General features: G+C 60.3%; 12 protein-coding genes. 4 read left to right on the top strand and 8 right to left on the bottom strand.

Going from position 1 to position 15380, the window contains the following annotated elements; translation table 11 throughout:
* Positions 1-36: 36 nt before the first annotated feature.
* The gene (locus C0058_RS26345; RefSeq protein WP_008433481.1) at positions 37-963 is read right to left on the bottom strand and encodes a glutamate/aspartate ABC transporter substrate-binding protein; all 927 of its coding nucleotides are present in this window, start codon (positions 961-963) and stop codon (positions 37-39) included.
* A 336-nt stretch (positions 964-1299) separates the two neighbouring features.
* Positions 1300-3624, bottom strand: a complete 2325-nt coding sequence (locus tag C0058_RS26340) for a TonB-dependent siderophore receptor (protein WP_102369838.1) — start codon at positions 3622-3624, stop codon at positions 1300-1302.
* Positions 3625-3749: 125 nt separating this feature from the next.
* Between C0058_RS26340 and C0058_RS26335 the strand changes: the two genes are divergently transcribed.
* Positions 3750-4472 (top strand): tetratricopeptide repeat protein, encoded by a 723-nt coding sequence (locus C0058_RS26335; protein WP_003208726.1) that lies wholly within the window; start codon positions 3750-3752, stop codon positions 4470-4472.
* A gap of 48 nt (positions 4473-4520) precedes the next feature.
* Here the strand turns inward: C0058_RS26335 and glpD are convergent, their stop codons facing one another.
* From glpD to C0058_RS26315, 4 genes are all read right to left on the bottom strand, one after another.
* The gene (gene glpD / locus C0058_RS26330; RefSeq protein WP_008433488.1) at positions 4521-6059 is read right to left on the bottom strand and encodes a glycerol-3-phosphate dehydrogenase; all 1539 of its coding nucleotides are present in this window, start codon (positions 6057-6059) and stop codon (positions 4521-4523) included.
* 173 nt (positions 6060-6232) lie between these two features.
* Entirely contained in the window at positions 6233-6988 is a 756-nt protein-coding gene (locus C0058_RS26325) for a DeoR/GlpR family transcriptional regulator (protein ID WP_003208723.1), read from the bottom strand.
* Between the two features lie 94 nt (positions 6989-7082).
* Complete coding sequence (gene glpK, locus C0058_RS26320; protein WP_003208721.1) at positions 7083-8588, bottom strand: glycerol kinase GlpK; 1506 nt, start codon at positions 8586-8588, stop codon at positions 7083-7085.
* An 80-nt stretch (positions 8589-8668) separates the two neighbouring features.
* Complete coding sequence (locus C0058_RS26315; RefSeq protein WP_008433490.1) at positions 8669-9523, bottom strand: MIP/aquaporin family protein; 855 nt, start codon at positions 9521-9523, stop codon at positions 8669-8671.
* Between the two features lie 360 nt (positions 9524-9883).
* Between C0058_RS26315 and ybaK the strand changes: the two genes are divergently transcribed.
* Positions 9884-10354 carry a Cys-tRNA(Pro) deacylase gene (gene ybaK / locus C0058_RS26310; protein ID WP_003208718.1) on the top strand — a complete coding sequence of 157 codons (471 nt, stop codon included), beginning with the start codon at positions 9884-9886 and terminating at the stop codon, positions 10352-10354.
* Between the two features lie 10 nt (positions 10355-10364).
* On the opposite strand, the gene C0058_RS26305 is transcribed toward ybaK, so the two are convergent.
* Both C0058_RS26305 and argF read right to left on the bottom strand, forming a co-directional pair.
* Positions 10365-11474 (bottom strand): ABC transporter ATP-binding protein, encoded by a 1110-nt coding sequence (locus tag C0058_RS26305; RefSeq protein WP_102369837.1) that lies wholly within the window; start codon positions 11472-11474, stop codon positions 10365-10367.
* Positions 11471-12391 carry an ornithine carbamoyltransferase gene (argF, locus tag C0058_RS26300; protein WP_003208712.1) on the bottom strand — a complete coding sequence of 307 codons (921 nt, stop codon included), beginning with the start codon at positions 12389-12391 and terminating at the stop codon, positions 11471-11473. The genes C0058_RS26305 and argF overlap by 4 nt, the downstream gene beginning before the upstream one ends.
* 445 nt (positions 12392-12836) lie before the next feature.
* On the opposite strand from argF, the gene C0058_RS26290 reads away from it, so the two are divergent.
* Positions 12837-14933 (top strand): molybdopterin oxidoreductase family protein, encoded by a 2097-nt coding sequence (locus tag C0058_RS26290; protein WP_102369836.1) that lies wholly within the window; start codon positions 12837-12839, stop codon positions 14931-14933.
* Between the two features lie 99 nt (positions 14934-15032).
* Positions 15033-15371 carry a Grx4 family monothiol glutaredoxin gene (grxD, locus tag C0058_RS26285; protein ID WP_003208710.1) on the top strand — a complete coding sequence of 113 codons (339 nt, stop codon included), beginning with the start codon at positions 15033-15035 and terminating at the stop codon, positions 15369-15371.
* Positions 15372-15380: the final 9 nt, after the last annotated feature.

The following is a 15380-nucleotide window of genomic DNA, read 5'->3' as shown; positions in this document are numbered from 1 at the left end:
GGGTTGGCTCCCTCAGGACATAAGCTTAGTCAGGTATCAGATTTTTACGTCAGGCGCTGGCTTGTCGCTTGGGTTGGCGATCAGATCCTTGACCTTGTCGCTCATCGGGAAGTTGAGGTTCAGGCCTTTTGGTGGGATCGGGCTCTCGAACCACTTGCTGTAGATCTTGTTGATCTCGCCGGACTTGTACAGGCCGACGATCGCATCATCCACGGCCTTCTTGAAGGCTGGGTCGTCTTTGCGAACCATGCAGGCGTAGGCTTCGAAGGACTGTGGAGTACCGGTGATGACCCAGTCGTCCGGCTTCTTGGCCTTGGCTTCTTCACCGGCCAGCAGCGCGTCGTCCATCATGAAGGCAACGGCGCGGCCGCTTTCCAGCATCTGGAAGGACTCGCCGTGGTCCTTGGCGGAGATGACGTTCATGCCCATCTGCTTGTCGGCGTTCATCGCCTTGATGATGCGCTCGGACGTGGTGCCGGCGGTGGTCACGACGTTCTTGCCTTTCAGGTCGGCGAAATCGCTGTAGGACGGCTTGCCTTCCTTGTCTTTCTTGACCAGCAGGCGGGTGCCGATTTCGAAGATATTGACGGTGAAGTCAACCTGCTGGGCGCGTTCGGCGTTGTTGGTGGTGGAGCCGCACTCGATATCCGCGGTGCCGTTCTGGATCAGCGGGATACGGGTTTGCGAGGTGACCAGGTTGTACTTGGTCTTCAGGTCGGGTTTGTTCAGGTCTTTTTTCAGGGCTTCAACGATAGCCAGCTGAATGTCGTGGGAGTAGCCCACGGGTTTGCCCGAACCATCCGCGATATAGGAAAACGGAATGGAGCTGTCGCGGTGAGCGAGAGTGATCGTGCCGGAGTCGTTGATTTTCTTCAGTGTGCCGGTGAGTTCGGCGGCGAAAACTGGAGTGCTGATCAGAGCAGCAGCGATAGCTGCGCCCAGGATATGGGGAACGATGCGCATCAATACTTCCTCGACATTTGTTTTTTTTATGAGACCGGTTGGGACGGCCACGTTTTTATATAAACAGTACTGCGAAAGCCTGTGACGGCTCCTGAGGCGCCTCAGGCAATCGCCTACGAGTGTAGAGCATGAGTCGTGCCAGACCAGAAATAAAAGGTTAACCATATGATTTATATAGAGATTAACTTTGTGTTACGGGTTTTTTCTCCTGTTTTGGTCCGGCAAACCGAATAGGTTGAGCTATGGCGTTCGGAAAACCGAATGGCGGCGTGGGCCTGTATCGCCCATGAAAAAGCCCCGGGAGTGTGGCTCCCGGGGCTTTTGGGTGTGGCTCTGTCAGAACGTATAGTCGGCCGACACCACTGCCGCGCGGCCATCGCCGGGCACTGCCCAACCGTTGTTGCGGATACGGGTGAGGTACTCCTTGTCGAACAGGTTGTTGATGTTCAGCTGCAGGTTCAACTGTTTGTTGACCTTGTAACCGAGCATCGCACGCTGCACCGCATAGCCGGGGGAAGTCGGCGAGTTGGCGGCGCTGACCAGGTACTGCTTGGTTTGCGCCGTGATGCCGTAGCCCACCTGGAAGTCGTAGGGCAGGTCGTACACCGTCCAGATGCTGGCTGCATGTTTGGGGGTGAAGGTCAGCGGCTCGCCTTTCTGCACGTCGATGCCGGTGGTCGCCAGGGTGTAATCGCTGGCGCTGCGCAGCACACGAGTGTTCAGGTAGGTGTAGTTGGCGAAGACTTTCCAGTGGTCAGTAAGTTGGCCGCTCAGGCCCAGCGCCACACCGTCTGCACGTGCCTTGCCGTCGAGGGTCTGGGTGCCGCTCAGGTTGCTCGGGTCATTGTCGGCGACTTTATAGTTGGTGCGGTCATTGCGGAAGATCGCGCCCGTCAGCGAGAGGGCATTGTCGAGCAGGTCCCATTTGGTGCCGATCTCATAGCTGACGGCGGTTTCCGGGGAAACATCGCAGTTGTTGGTGGCGATGCTTGAGCTTTTGGCCGGGGTGTAGCAACCCCCATTGACGCTGGCCTGGGACGGCGTCTTGCTGTTGCCGTAGGCGATATAGAAGCTGCCGTTTTCCACCGGTTTGTAGACCAGCGCCAGGCGGTAGGAGGTCAGGTCATCCGCCTGGCCGTAGCGAGTGCCGGGCGTTTCCACGCCAGTGCTGGAATAGGCATTGGTCACCGAGCTGCCGGCGTTGTGCTCGTAACGCAGGCCGCCGTTGATTTCCCACTGTGGGTTGAGCTTGAGCGTGTCGAAGGCATAGGCGGCGCGGTTGTTCAGCGCGCCGTCAATGTGGGCGGCCCGGGTGAAGTTGACGGGGCCGGACCATTCGGAGTTCGGATCGCTGTAGCTGACCGGTGGTGGGACGATGGTGCTGCCGTTGGCGTTGGTCAGCCATTTACCGGTATCCGCCTCGTATTCCTCGCGGCTGATGGCGATGCCGGTCACCAGCGTGTGGTCGATGAACCCGGTGCTGAAGTGGCTGGTGACGTCGGTCTGGTTGGTGAACATCTTGTTCTGGGTGTTGCGCTCGTTACCCAGTGAGCCGCCGCTTGGCTGGAAGTAGCCCGGCTGCAGGCCTGCGGCGCAAGGGGCGCCGGTGATCTGGGTGCCGCTGGCCAGACAGCCGGTCAATGCACCTTCGGGGCCTGAGGCGCGCAGGTCCTGGCGCACCCGCTCGACGCGGGTGAAGTTGCGCACCGAGACGGCGTCGTTGAAGTCGTGTTCGAGCTTCAGGCTGAACGAGTCCGATGTGATTTGCTGGTCATTGATGTTGTGGTAGCCGTAGTAGTCACTCCAACCCACGCCCGGCATGGGCTTGCCGTTGTAGATCGGGATACCGTATTGCGGTGTGTTGTCGTCTTTCTGGTGCTCATAACTGACGGTGACACGTGTCGGCGTTCCCAGGCCAAACGCGATGGAGGGCGCGATGCCCCAGCGTTCGTAATCTTCATAATCGCGGCCAGGCACGTCGTTACCATGGGCCATCAGGTTCAGGCGGAACGCGGTGGTGTCGTTGAGCGTCTGGTTGGTGTCCAGGGTGGTGCGCTTGTAGTTATCGGTGCCGATGCCCGCACTGATGGTGGTTTTGTCGCGTAATTCCGGCTGTTTGCTCACCAGGTTGATGGTGCCACCGACCGCGCCGGAGCCGGAATACACCGAACTTGCGCCGCTGACGACTTCGACCTGCTCCAGGTTGAACGGGTCGGTGCGGCTGTACTGCGCGCTGTCGCGCACGCCGTCCACGTAGATGTCGCCGCTGGCGGAGAAGCCGCGCAGGTTGATGCTGTCGCCATACCCGCTGCCACCTTCGCCGGCCCCGAAGGTGATCCCCGGCACGGTGCTGAGCACGTCGCGCAGGGTCAGCAGGTTCTGGTCATGAATGACTTCCTTGGGTACCACCGTGATGGTCTGCGGCGTGTCGCGCAGGGCCTCGGTGTACTTGGGGGAAGAAGGCGCCACAGGGTTGTAGACGCTCTGGCTCGGGGCCTGGCCTTCGATGCTGGTCGCGCCGAGTTGGATGACCCCTGTGTTGTCTTCTGGTGCGGGCTCCGCCGCGTAACTGAATCCTCCTTGCGCAGCCACTGCCAGGCCCACTGCCGACGCGAGCAAATGCCGCGATGAGAGGGGGGCAGAACTGATGCCGGTAGCCATTGAGTAATCTCTTGTTAGTGTTAGTGAGATGCGATCGTAATTGATAAGCGATCTCAAATGTAATACTTTGTAACCAAATAAATCATGAAACTTTTTGCGGTCCTTGATCGCTACTCGGGGCAGGAATGCAGAGCGCACAGCCAGGCAGCGAGCCCTCGGATATCGGTGATAACCCGCGTGCCTATGTGCGCTGGGTGATGCATGCGGCACAGCTGGGAGATGCCGACGCACAGGCGACCCTGGCCCAGCTGCTGCTCGACGGTCGTGGCGTGCAGAAGGATGAGGCGCTGGGGTTGAGCTGGTTTCGCATCGCTGCGCGGCAGCGTCACCCCATGGCGATCAACATGATCGGGCGCTGCCTGGAGAATGGGTGGGGCTGCGAGGTCGACTTGGAAGACAGTGCGCGGCATTACCGCAAGGCCGCCGATCTGGGGCTGGATTGGGGTTTGTATAACTACGGCCAGTTGCTGACGCGTGGCCGTGGTGTGGAGCGTGACCTTGTCGCGGCATATGAACTCTTCCGCCAGGCTGCGGCCAAGGGGCACGCCAAGTCGATGAACCTGTTGGGTCGGTTCCACCATGAAGGCGTGGTGGTGCCCAAGGATGTTCAACTGGCGCGCCAGTGGTATCAGCGCTCAGCCGAGGCCGGGGATTTCCGCGGGCAATACAACCATGCTGCGGAGCTGGCTCACGACGGCGACGAAGTGCAGGCCTGCCTATGGTTGGAGCGGGCCCTCGCGACGGCCACGCCAGGCTTTTTGCAGGCGGCTTATCCCGTGTTGCTGGGCTCAGCCTTCAGCGGGATTCGTGAAATGGGCCTGCGCTATCAGCGTCATCTGCAGGCATGAAAAAGCCCCTGGACCTTTCGGTGCAGGGGCTTTTTTACGTCGGGCTGATCAGGCCGCTTCGATCTTGCCGCGGTTGTGCTCAACCTTGGACAGGTAACGCTGCACGTTCTCCTGCTCCTGCGGCGTGGTGAACAGGCCCAATTTGCTGCGGCGCCACAGGATGTCCTGGGGCTGAGTGGCCCATTCTTCAGCGCACAGGTAATCGACTTCGCGGGTGTACAGGCCGCCACCGAGGTGGTCACCCATGTCCGCCAGCGATTGCACGCCTTCCAGCAGGCGCCAGGTGCGGCTGCCGTAAGTGGTGGACCAGCGACGGGCAATCTCGCTCGGCACCCAGTCGTATTTGCTACGGATTGCATCGGCCAGGGCTTCTGGCGTGCTCATGTTTTCGCCGCCGGGCAGGGTGGCTGTAGCCGTCCAGCTTGGGCGCATCTGCGTGAAGTAAGGCGCCAGTTGTGCCATCGCCGATTCGGCCAGCTTGCGGTAGGTGGTCAGCTTGCCGCCGAACACCGACAGCAACGGCGCCTCGCCCGAGGTGCCGGACAGCGCCAGGGTGTAGTCGCGGGTCACGGCCGACGGGTTGTCGGACTCGTCGTTGCACAACGGGCGCACGCCGGAATAGGTGTGCACGATGTCATCGCGGCTCAGCTGCTTCTTGAAGTGCGCGTTGACCACATTGAGCATGTAGTCGGTTTCACCTTCGGTAATCGCCACTTTCGCCGGGTCGCCGGTGTATTCGCGGTCGGTGGTGCCGATGATGGTCAGGTGATTCAGGTACGGAATGGTGAAGACGATACGCTGGTCTTCGTTCTGCAGGATGTGCGCGTGGGCGCCTTCATACAGCTTCGGTACGATCAGGTGGCTGCCCTGGATCAGACGGATGCCGTAGGGCGAATCCAGCTTCAAGTCATCCTTGATGAACTTGGCCACCCACGGGCCGGCAGCGTTCACCAGCGCTCGGGCGCGGATCGAGAACAGGCTGCCGTCGGCACGTTCCATGTTCATTTCCCACAGGCCTTTGCTGCGGTGTGCGCTGACGCAACGGGTCTGGGTGTGGATGTGCGCACCCTTTTCCCGCGCAGCCATGGCGTTGAGTACTACAAGGCGGGCGTCGTCGACCCAGCAATCGGAGTATTCGAAGCCTTTGGTGATTTCGCTTTTCAGCGGGCTGTCGGGGCCGAACTTGAGGCTCTTGGAGCCTTCGAGTTTTTCCCGCTTGCCCAGATGGTCATACAGGAACAGGCCGGCGCGAATCATCCATGCCGGACGCAGGTGCGGGCGGTGAGGCAATACAAAGCGCATCTGCTTGACGATGTGCGGGGCCTTGGCCAACAGCACCTCACGTTCAGCCAGGGCTTCGCGCACCAGGCGGAATTCGTAATGCTCCAGGTAACGCAGGCCACCGTGGATCAGCTTGCTGCTCGCGGAGGAAGTGTGGCTGGCCAGGTCGTCCTTTTCGCAAAGGAATACCGACAAACCGCGACCGGCTGCGTCTGCTGCAATCCCGACGCCATTGATCCCGCCACCGATAACGGCGACGTCATAGACTTCGGCAAGCGGTGGGGCAGGCAAGGTAGAAGGGTTCATCGGCTGGCCTCGCAATCTTTTTCGTATTGGAATTCGAACATAAATGTTCATTTGCGAAAATGGTAGCTTATAAACGCAGGTACAGCCAGCCCGCTTCGATTGAAAATACTGATCGAAGGGCGAAGAAAGGAAAATTTGTGAACATCAGGGGGCAGGACACCCCCTGTATAGGCTTACACCACTTCCAGTCGAATCTTGTGCTGATTCAACAGTTGCACCAGTGCCGGGACCGGCTGCTGATCGGTGACTAAACAATCGATCAAGCTGATCGGTCCCAGGCGAATCATGGCGTTGCGCCCGAATTTGCTGGAGTCCGCCGCCAGGATCACCTTGCGCGCATTGGCAATGATCGCCTGGGAAACCCGTACTTCCTGGTAATCGAAGTCCAACAGGCTGCCGTCTTCATCGATGCCGCTGATGCCCACCAGGGCAAAATCGACCTTGAACTGGTTGATAAAGTCGACGCTGGCCTGGCCTACCACGCCGCCATCCCGGCGCACGTTGCCGCCGGTCAGGAGTACGTCGAAGTCGTCTTTGGCACTCAGCATCATGGCGACGTTGAGGTTATTGGTGATGATTTTCAGGTGGCTGTGGTTAAGCAGCGCACGCGCGATCGATTCGGTGGTGGTACCGATGTTGATAAACAGCGAGGCGTGATCGGGGATTTGCGCGGCGATGGCTTCGCCGATGCGCTGTTTTTCGTCGCGCATCTGGTCGGCACGCATGGCGTACGCGGTGTTTTCAACGCTGGAGTCATAGGCTGCGCCGCCATGGTAGCGGCGCAACAGATTGGCTTCCGCCAGTTGATTGATATCGCGGCGGATGGTTTGCGGGGTGACAACGAAGAGCTGCGCCATTTCCTCGATACTCACATAGCCGCGTTCGCGAACCAGTTCGAGGATTTGTTGCTGGCGGGGAGGCAGATTCATGGTGCGTCCTTTGGGCTGCCGTAAAAAGTGGCCCATGATGACGCAGGAATCTGCTCCCTGCCAGTTACAACCCTATGCGCGTCCGGCGCTTGGCTTATTCAGCGCCTTCGTGGGGTTCCCAGTCGCGGGTGCGGCTGACTGCTTTCTGCCAGCCGGCGTAGAGTTTTTCCTTCGCCGCTTCTTCCAGCTGCGGTTCGAATTGACGCTCGATTACCGCCTTGCCACGCAGTTCGTCCAGACTGCCCCAGAAACCGCACGCCAGGCCGGCCAGGTAGGCGGCGCCCAACGCGGTGGTTTCGCGCATTTGTGGGCGTTCAACCTGGGTACCGAGGATGTCGGCCTGGAACTGCATCAGGAAGTTGTTGGCGACCGCGCCACCGTCTACCCGCAGGGATTTGAGGCGTTCGCCGGAATCCTGCTGCATGGCATCGAGTACGTCGCGGGTCTGGTAGGCAATCGACTCCAGGGCTGCACGAATGATGTGATCCACGCGTACACCACGGGTCAGGCCGAACAGCGCACCACGGGCATACGGGTCCCAGTACGGAGCGCCCAGGCCGGTGAAGGCTGGCACCAGGTACACGCCGTTGCTGTCCTTGACCTTGCCGGCGAAGTATTCGGTGTCGGTGGCATCGGCGATGATCTTCAACTCATCACGCAGCCATTGCACGGTGGAACCGCCGTTGAACACGGCGCCTTCCAGGGCGTAGGCCACTTCGCCACGCGGGCCGCAGGCGATGGTGGTGAGCATGCCGTGCTTGGATTTCACCGCCTTGTCGCCGGTGTTCATCAGCAGGAAGCAGCCGGTGCCGTAGGTGTTTTTCGCCTGGCCCGGTTCTACGCACATTTGGCCAAACAGCGCCGCCTGTTGGTCACCGGCGATACCGCCGATGGCGATACCGCTTTTGGTGCGACCGTAGATTTCCGAGGAAGACTTCACTTCCGGCAGCATTTCGCGCGGCACGTCGAGAATCTCCAGCATCTTCGCATCCCACTCCAGGGTGTGGATGTTGAAGAGCATGGTGCGCGAGGCGTTGGTGTAGTCGGTGACGTGGGTCTTGCCACCGGTAAATTTCCAGATCAGCCAGCTGTCGATGGTGCCGAACAGCAGCTCGCCGTTACGCGCACGTTCGCGGCTGCCTTCGACGTTGTCGAGGATCCACTTGAGCTTGGTGCCGGAGAAGTACGGGTCGGTGACCAGGCCGGTGGTGTCGTTGATGTATTGTTCGTGGCCGTCGCGCTTGAGCTGCTGGCAGATCTCGGTGCTGCGGCGGCATTGCCAGACGATCGCGTTGTAGATCGGGCGGCCGGTGATTTTGTCCCATACCACGGTGGTTTCACGCTGGTTGGTGATACCGATGGCCGCGACCTGGTCATGGTGCAGGCCGGCTTGTGCCAGGGCCTCGACCATCACCGCGCTCTGGGTGGCGAAAATCTCCATCGGGTCATGTTCGACCCAGCCGGCTTGCGGGTAATGCTGGGTGAATTCACGCTGGGCGGTGCAGACCACGTTGGCGTCACGATCGAAGATGATCGCCCGGGAACTGGTGGTGCCCTGATCGAGGGCAATGATGTAGTTCTTATTCTGAATGTCGGTCATGTCGATTGCCTTGGACGGAGAATAGGGAAGTCAGTAAACAGCCTGGGCCGCAAAAGGGCAGTACGGTCCAGGCTATCGCATCAGGAAGTACGGGTTTTGGCGGTGGCAGCTGCTTCGGTTGCATCAGTTGTAGCAGGTGCGGCGCTGGGCAGGTGACGGGCAATCAGCCCGCGATAGGCGGCAGCACCGAGGCAGGCGCCGACAATCGGCGCAAAGATCGGAATCAGGAAGTAAGGAATGTCGCGCCCGCCAGTGAAAGCCATTTCACCCCAACCGGCGAAAAAGGTCATCAGCTTGGGGCCGAAGTCACGGGCCGGGTTCATCGCAAAGCCGGTCAGCGGGCCCATGGCACTGCCGATCACGGCAATCAGCAAACCAATCAGCAGCGGCGCCAACGGGCCGCGGGGCAGGCCGTTGTTGTCATCGGTCAGGGCCATGATCACGCCCATCAGGATCGCGGTGATGACCATTTCCACCAGGAACGCCTGGGCCGTGCCCAGCAGCGGATGCGGGTAGGTGGAGAACACCGACGCCAATTCCAGGCTAGCCTGGGTGCCGCGAATCATGTGGTGGGTTTGTTCGTAATCGAAAAACAGGTTGCTGTAGAGCGTGTAAACCAACGCGGCCGAACAGAAGGCCCCGGCGACCTGGGCGATGATGTAGAACGGCAGTTTGCGCTTGTCGAAATCGGCAAAGATGCACAGCGCGATACTGACCGCCGGATTGAGGTGAGCCCCGGAAATACCGGCGCTCAGGTAGATCGCCATGCTGACGCCGATCCCCCAGATGATACTGATTTCCCACAACCCAAAGCTGGCACCCGCGACCTTGAGCGCAGCAACACATCCGGTACCGAAGAAGATCAGCAACGCAGTGCCCAGGAATTCGGCCATGCATTGACTTGAAAGTGAAGGCTGTTGAAGAGCAGTTGTCATGGAAAACCTCTGTTTTTGTTGTTGTCTGGCGTTTTGCCGCAACGGGCAATCGGCGATTTTCACCTTGGCGAGGATCCCCATCCTGTTCGCGGCTTACTGCTGTGAATCCGTAGGTGCATTCCTACAGTATTCGTAAACGAAAAAATATAGACAAGAATGACGGCTGTCAAAGGTCGAAAGTGAACGATCGGTCATTTTGTAATTATTGGTGTGATGAATGATCGCGCCGTGGGCGCGGGAAGCGGCAGGGAAGGTGCGCGTAAGGGCGTGGCAGAGGGCTTCGGACTAGAGCCTTTTGCGTGTTGTTGGCCTAGAATTGGCTGTCTGTTTTTTCACCTTTTTGCCAAGCCTGGAGCCCACATGACGCCCGCATTGGACCTGTTGAAAAAAGTTCGCGCCGAACATCGAATTCACAGTTACGAACATGACCCCAAGGCAGCGTCCTATGGTCTGGAGGCCGCGGAAAAATTGGGCCTGGACCCGGCGCAGGTGTTCAAGACCCTGCTGGCCAGCAGTGAAAAAGCCGAGCTGCTGGTGGCGGTTGTGCCGGTCGTCGGAAGTTTGGATTTAAAAGCGTTGGCGCAGGCGGCAGGGGTAAAAAAGGTCGAGATGGCAGACCCGGCAGCGGCGCAACGGGCCACCGGTTACTTGTTGGGCGGCATCAGCCCGCTGGGGCAGAAGAAACGCCTGCGCACCTTCATCGATGTGACGGCGCAGTCGTTTCCGACAATTTTTATCAGTGCGGGGAGAAGGGGGCTTGAGGTGGAGTTGGCAGCGACAGTGCTGGCCGAACACACCCAGGCCAAGTTCGCGGAAATTGGCCGGGCGTGATGCGTTGACGTCAGGAGGCGGTGCTGTAGCGGCGAACGCCTGACTCAACCTGAGGGATTTGTGCTGCGGTGCTGCCTGAGGCCTGGAACAACACCAGGTGCTCGGCTGCCACGCGAATGCCCACGTCGGCACCGACCAAGTGATCGGCGTGGCTGGGGAAGATCGACTCCAGCTGAGCGCCTGTCGGCAGCTGCAAGCGATACAGGGTCGACGCGCCGAGGAACGTCTTGCCGACAATCCGCGCCTTCAAGGCGCTGTCCGGTGCATAAACGATGTCGTCCGGGCGCAGCAACACATCCACCGCGCCGCCGGTTGGCCAGGTGTAGGCACGATTACCGCGCAACTCCCCCAGTTCGGTGGTAACCGATTCCGGCGTTTTCAACTGCCCGCGAATGAAGTAACCCTGGCCAATGAAGCTGGCGACAAAGGGTGTCAGCGGTTCGTGATAGAGGTTGTAGGGCGTATCCCACTGCTCCAGGCGACCCTCCTTGAACACGCCGACATGGTCACTCACTGCGAAGGCTTCTTCCTGGTCGTGGGTCACCAGAATCGCACTGGTGCCCCGCGCCTTGAGGATATCGCGTACTTCGTGGCTGAGTTTGCGCCGCAGTTCGCCGTCGAGGTTGGAGAAGGGTTCGTCCAGCAGCAACAATTGCGGTTCCGGCGCCAGGGCGCGAGCCAGGGCGACGCGTTGCTGCTGGCCGCCCGAGAGTTCGTGGGGGAAGCGCTTGCCGAGGTTCTTCAGGTTCACCAGTTCAAGCAATTCAGCGACCACACGCTCTTTTTGCGGGTGCTTGCGAATGCCGAAGGCGATGTTGTCAGCCACGCTGAGGTGTGGAAACAGCGCGTAGTCCTGGAACACCATGCCGATCCGACGTTTCTCCGGGGCCAGTGTGAAACCGGCGCTGGAAATGACTTCGCCTGCCAGGCTGATCTCGCCTTCATGCACCGGCTCAAACCCGGCAATCGCTCGCAGCGTGGTGGTCTTGCCGCAGCCCGAGGAGCCCAGCAGGCAACCGATGTCGCCGGCGTTGAGGTGCAGATTGAGGTTCTGCACCACCCGTTGGTCTTGATAGCCGCATGCCAGATTGCGCAGGTTCAGCAGTAATGGCTGGCTCATGCAGGACGGTACGCCGGCGCAACCAGAAACTCGAGTAGGGCTTTTTGTGCGTGCAGGCGGTTTTCCGCCTGGGCCCAGGCTACTGAACGTTGATCGTCCAGCAGGTCGAGACTGATTTCTTCGCCACGGTGGGCGGGCAGGCAGTGCATGAACAGCACGTCCGGCGCGGCCAGGTCGAGCAGGGCGCGGGTGACCTGGAACGGGGCGAAGAGCTTGAGGCGCTTGGCGGTTTCCTCTTCCTGGCCCATGGAGGTCCACACGTCGGTGCTCACCAGGTGTGCGCCGATGACCGCCTCACGCGGGTCGCGGACGATGGTCACGCGGTCGCCGGCCTGGGCCAGGAAACGTGCATCCGGCTCGTAGCCTTCAGGGCAGGCAACGCGCAATTTGAAGTCGAACTGGATCGCCGCTTCTATATAGCTGTTGCACATGTTGTTGCCGTCGCCGATCCAGGCCACGGTCTTGCCCTGGATCGAGCCGCGCTGTTCGAGGAAGGTTTGCATGTCGGCCAGCAACTGGCAGGGGTGCAGGTCATCGGACAGGCCGTTGATCACGGGCACTCGGGAGTTGGCGGCAAATTCGGTCAGGGTGCTGTGGGCGAAGGTACGGATCATCACCGCATCCAGCATGCTCGACATCACGATCGCGCAATCGCTGATCGGCTCGCCACGGCCCAGTTGGGTATCGCGAGGTGACAGGAAGATAGCCTGGCCGCCGAGCTGAATCATGCCGGCTTCGAAAGACACGCGGGTGCGGGTGGACGACTTCTCGAAAATCATCCCGAGCACGCGGTTTTTCAAAGGCTCGAACAGTACGCCGCGGTTACGCAGGTCTTTAAGCTCAATGCCTCGACGGAGCACGCTGACCAGCTCTTCGGGCGTGCAATCCATCAGGGAGAGAAAGTGCCTTGCGCTCATCATTAACTACCTTTTTGCAACAGACCGCAGATACTCAAAGCCTGGTTTATTTTGAAAACGGGCGAGACCTGCGGCGAAAGCCGCACGGGGCGACGAAATAGGGGAAGGCGCGATCTTATAATTAAATGTCGCGTCTTACCAATAGGGCTACAGTTTTTAGGGGAGTTCAAGGACGCGGGGAGGGCGCTTTTGAAGCCTGTTTCCTGACAGCAGCGGGTCATTTGTACACTGGCGCTGCGCCACATTGCAATGCGTGAGGGCGGGCTGAGGCCGGGCTGCGTCGGTTTCAGCGGGCTGCCGAAGGCTTCTGAAACATTTCCTGATGTTTCCTCATGGCCTGGCCTGATGCCCCTGGATTCACACGACGAACGTTGCTGGCGCTGCTGCCCCGGGCGGGCCATAGTTTTCGTCCGAAGCGCCTAGCCCACAATAAAAGAGACTGGCCATGACCAAGACTCTCCACCACCGTGCCTGCCATCTGTGCGAAGCCATCTGCGGCCTCACACTGGAAACTACCCAGGGCGAAGACGGAAGCCTGGCGATCACCTCGATCAAGGGCGACCCCCTGGATACGTTCAGCCGTGGCCATATCTGCCCCAAGGCCGTGGCCCTGCAAGACATCCAGAATGACCCGGACCGCCTGCACCAGCCCATGTTGCGGGTGGGCAGCGAATGGCAGCCGATCCCGTGGGAAGACGCCTTTGTACTTGTAGCCGAGCGCCTGGCCGCGATTCAGGCGCGTCACGGGCAGAACGCGGTGGCGGTGTACCAGGGCAATCCGAGCGTGCATAACTATGGGCTGATGACCCACAGCAACTACTTCCTTGGCCAGCTGAAGACCCGCAATCGTTTTTCCGCCACCTCGGTGGACCAGTTACCCCACCACCTCACCAGCCACCTGATGTACGGCCACGGCCTGTTGCTGCCGATCCCGGACATCGACCATACCGATTTCATGCTGATCCTCGGCGGCAACCCGCTGGCGTCCAACGGCAGCATCATGACCGTGCCGGATGTAGAGAAGCGCCTGAAGGCCATCCAAGCTCGCGGCGGCAAAGTCGTGGTGGTTGATCCGCGCCGCAGCGAGACGGCGGCGATGGCCGACCAGCATCTGTTCGTGCGCCCGGGCGGTGATGCGGCGTTGTTGTTCGGATTGCTCAATACACTGTTTGCCGAGAACCTGACCCGTGACAGTCACCTGCCGGTGGACGGCCTGGATGACGTGCGCCACGCCGTGGCCGGATTCACCGCCGAGGCCATGAGCCGTCAATGTGCGGTACCCGCCGAGCAGATCCGCCAGTTGGCCCGGGACTTTGCGGCGGCTGAAAGGGCTGTGTGTTATGGCCGCATGGGCGTTTCGACCCAGGCGTTCGGCACGCTGTGCCATTGGCTGGTGCAGTTGATCAACCTGGTGACCGGCAATCTGGATCGAGTCGGCGGGGCCTTGTGCACCACGCCGGCAGTCGATCTGGTGGCTTCCACCTCCGGCGGGCACTTCAATCGCTGGCAAAGCCGGGTTTCCGGGCGACCCGAGTACGGGGGCGAGCTGCCGGTATCGGCACTGGCTGAAGAAATGCTCACTGAGGGTGAAGGGCAAATCCGTGCGCTGGTGACGGTGGCGGGCAATCCGGTGCTCTCCACGCCCAACGGCCGGCAACTGGAGCAGGCGCTGGATGGCCTGGAGTTCATGGTCAGCATCGACCTGTATATCAACGAGACCACGCGTTATGCCGACCTGATCCTGCCGTCCACCTCGGCCCTGGAAAACGATCACTACGACACCACCTTCAATATGTTCGCGGTGCGTAACGTCACCCGTTTCAATCGCGCCATCCTGCCGAAACCCGAGGGTGCGTTGCATGACTGGGAAATCTTCGTCGGCCTGGCCCGGGCGTTTGCCGAGAAGACGGGTAATACACTCAAACCGACGATGCCGCCTGCGCAGATGATCGACTTCGGGCTGCGGGCCGGGCCTTATGGTGACAGGTTGTCCATTGCCGCTCTGGCCGATCACCCTCATGGCCTGGACCTCGGGCCGCTGAAACCCAACCTCGCAGGCCGCCTGAAAACCGCCAATGGCCATCTGCAGGCCGCACCATCGGTAATCCTTGCCGACCTGGCGCGCTTTGCCGCGCAGCCGGTGCCCGAGGTGAATGAGTTGCTGCTGATCGGCCGCCGGCATGTGCGCAGCAACAACTCCTGGATGCATAACTACCACCGGCTGGTGAAGGGCAAGCCTCGCCATCAACTGCTGATGCATCCGGATGACCTTGCCCATCGCCAGTTGACTGACGGGCAGCGGGTACGGGTCAGCTCGCGGATCGGCATGATCGAGGTGGAAGTGTTGGCCAGTCTCGACATGATGCCCGGCGTGGTCAGCCTGCCTCACGGTTGGGGCCACGGCCGCCCTGGCGTGCAGATGACCATCGCCAGCGGGCAGCCGGGGGCGAGCGCGAATGACCTGACGGATGAGCGGCAACTGGATGAGCTGTCGGGCAACGCAGCGTTGAACGGCGTGCCGGTGCAGGTGGCGGCGGCGTAAGGATTGTCTGTCGGGGAGTCCGAGCGTCACGCTGGGGTTTGCGTTACAATGCGCCACCGTGCCGACCCATGAGTCGGAAAGTTCCAGCCGAGGTGTTCCATGGATATCATCGAAACGATCAAAGAGCAGATTGCCAACAACACTATTCTGCTTTACATGAAGGGCGCCCCTAACGCTCCCCAGTGTGGCTTCTCCGCAAAGGCTTCCCAGGCAATCATGCAATGTGGCGAGAAGTTCGCCTACGTGGATATCCTGCAGAACCCGGAAATCCGCGCCAACCTGCCGAAGTACGCCAACTGGCCAACCTTCCCGCAGCTGTGGGTTGCCGGTGAGCTGGTCGGCGGTAGCGACATCATCACCGAAATGGCGGCTGATGGTTCGTTGCAGGCACTGATCAAAGACGCAGCGGCCAAAGCAGCTGCGAAGACCGAAGCCTGATTTGTTTTA

This window comes from Pseudomonas sp. NC02, assembly GCF_002874965.1.
In the GTDB taxonomy this organism is placed as follows: domain Bacteria; phylum Pseudomonadota; class Gammaproteobacteria; order Pseudomonadales; family Pseudomonadaceae; genus Aquipseudomonas.
The sequence above is the reverse complement of the archived record's forward strand: the minus strand, read 5'-3'. Positions and strand labels throughout refer to the sequence as shown.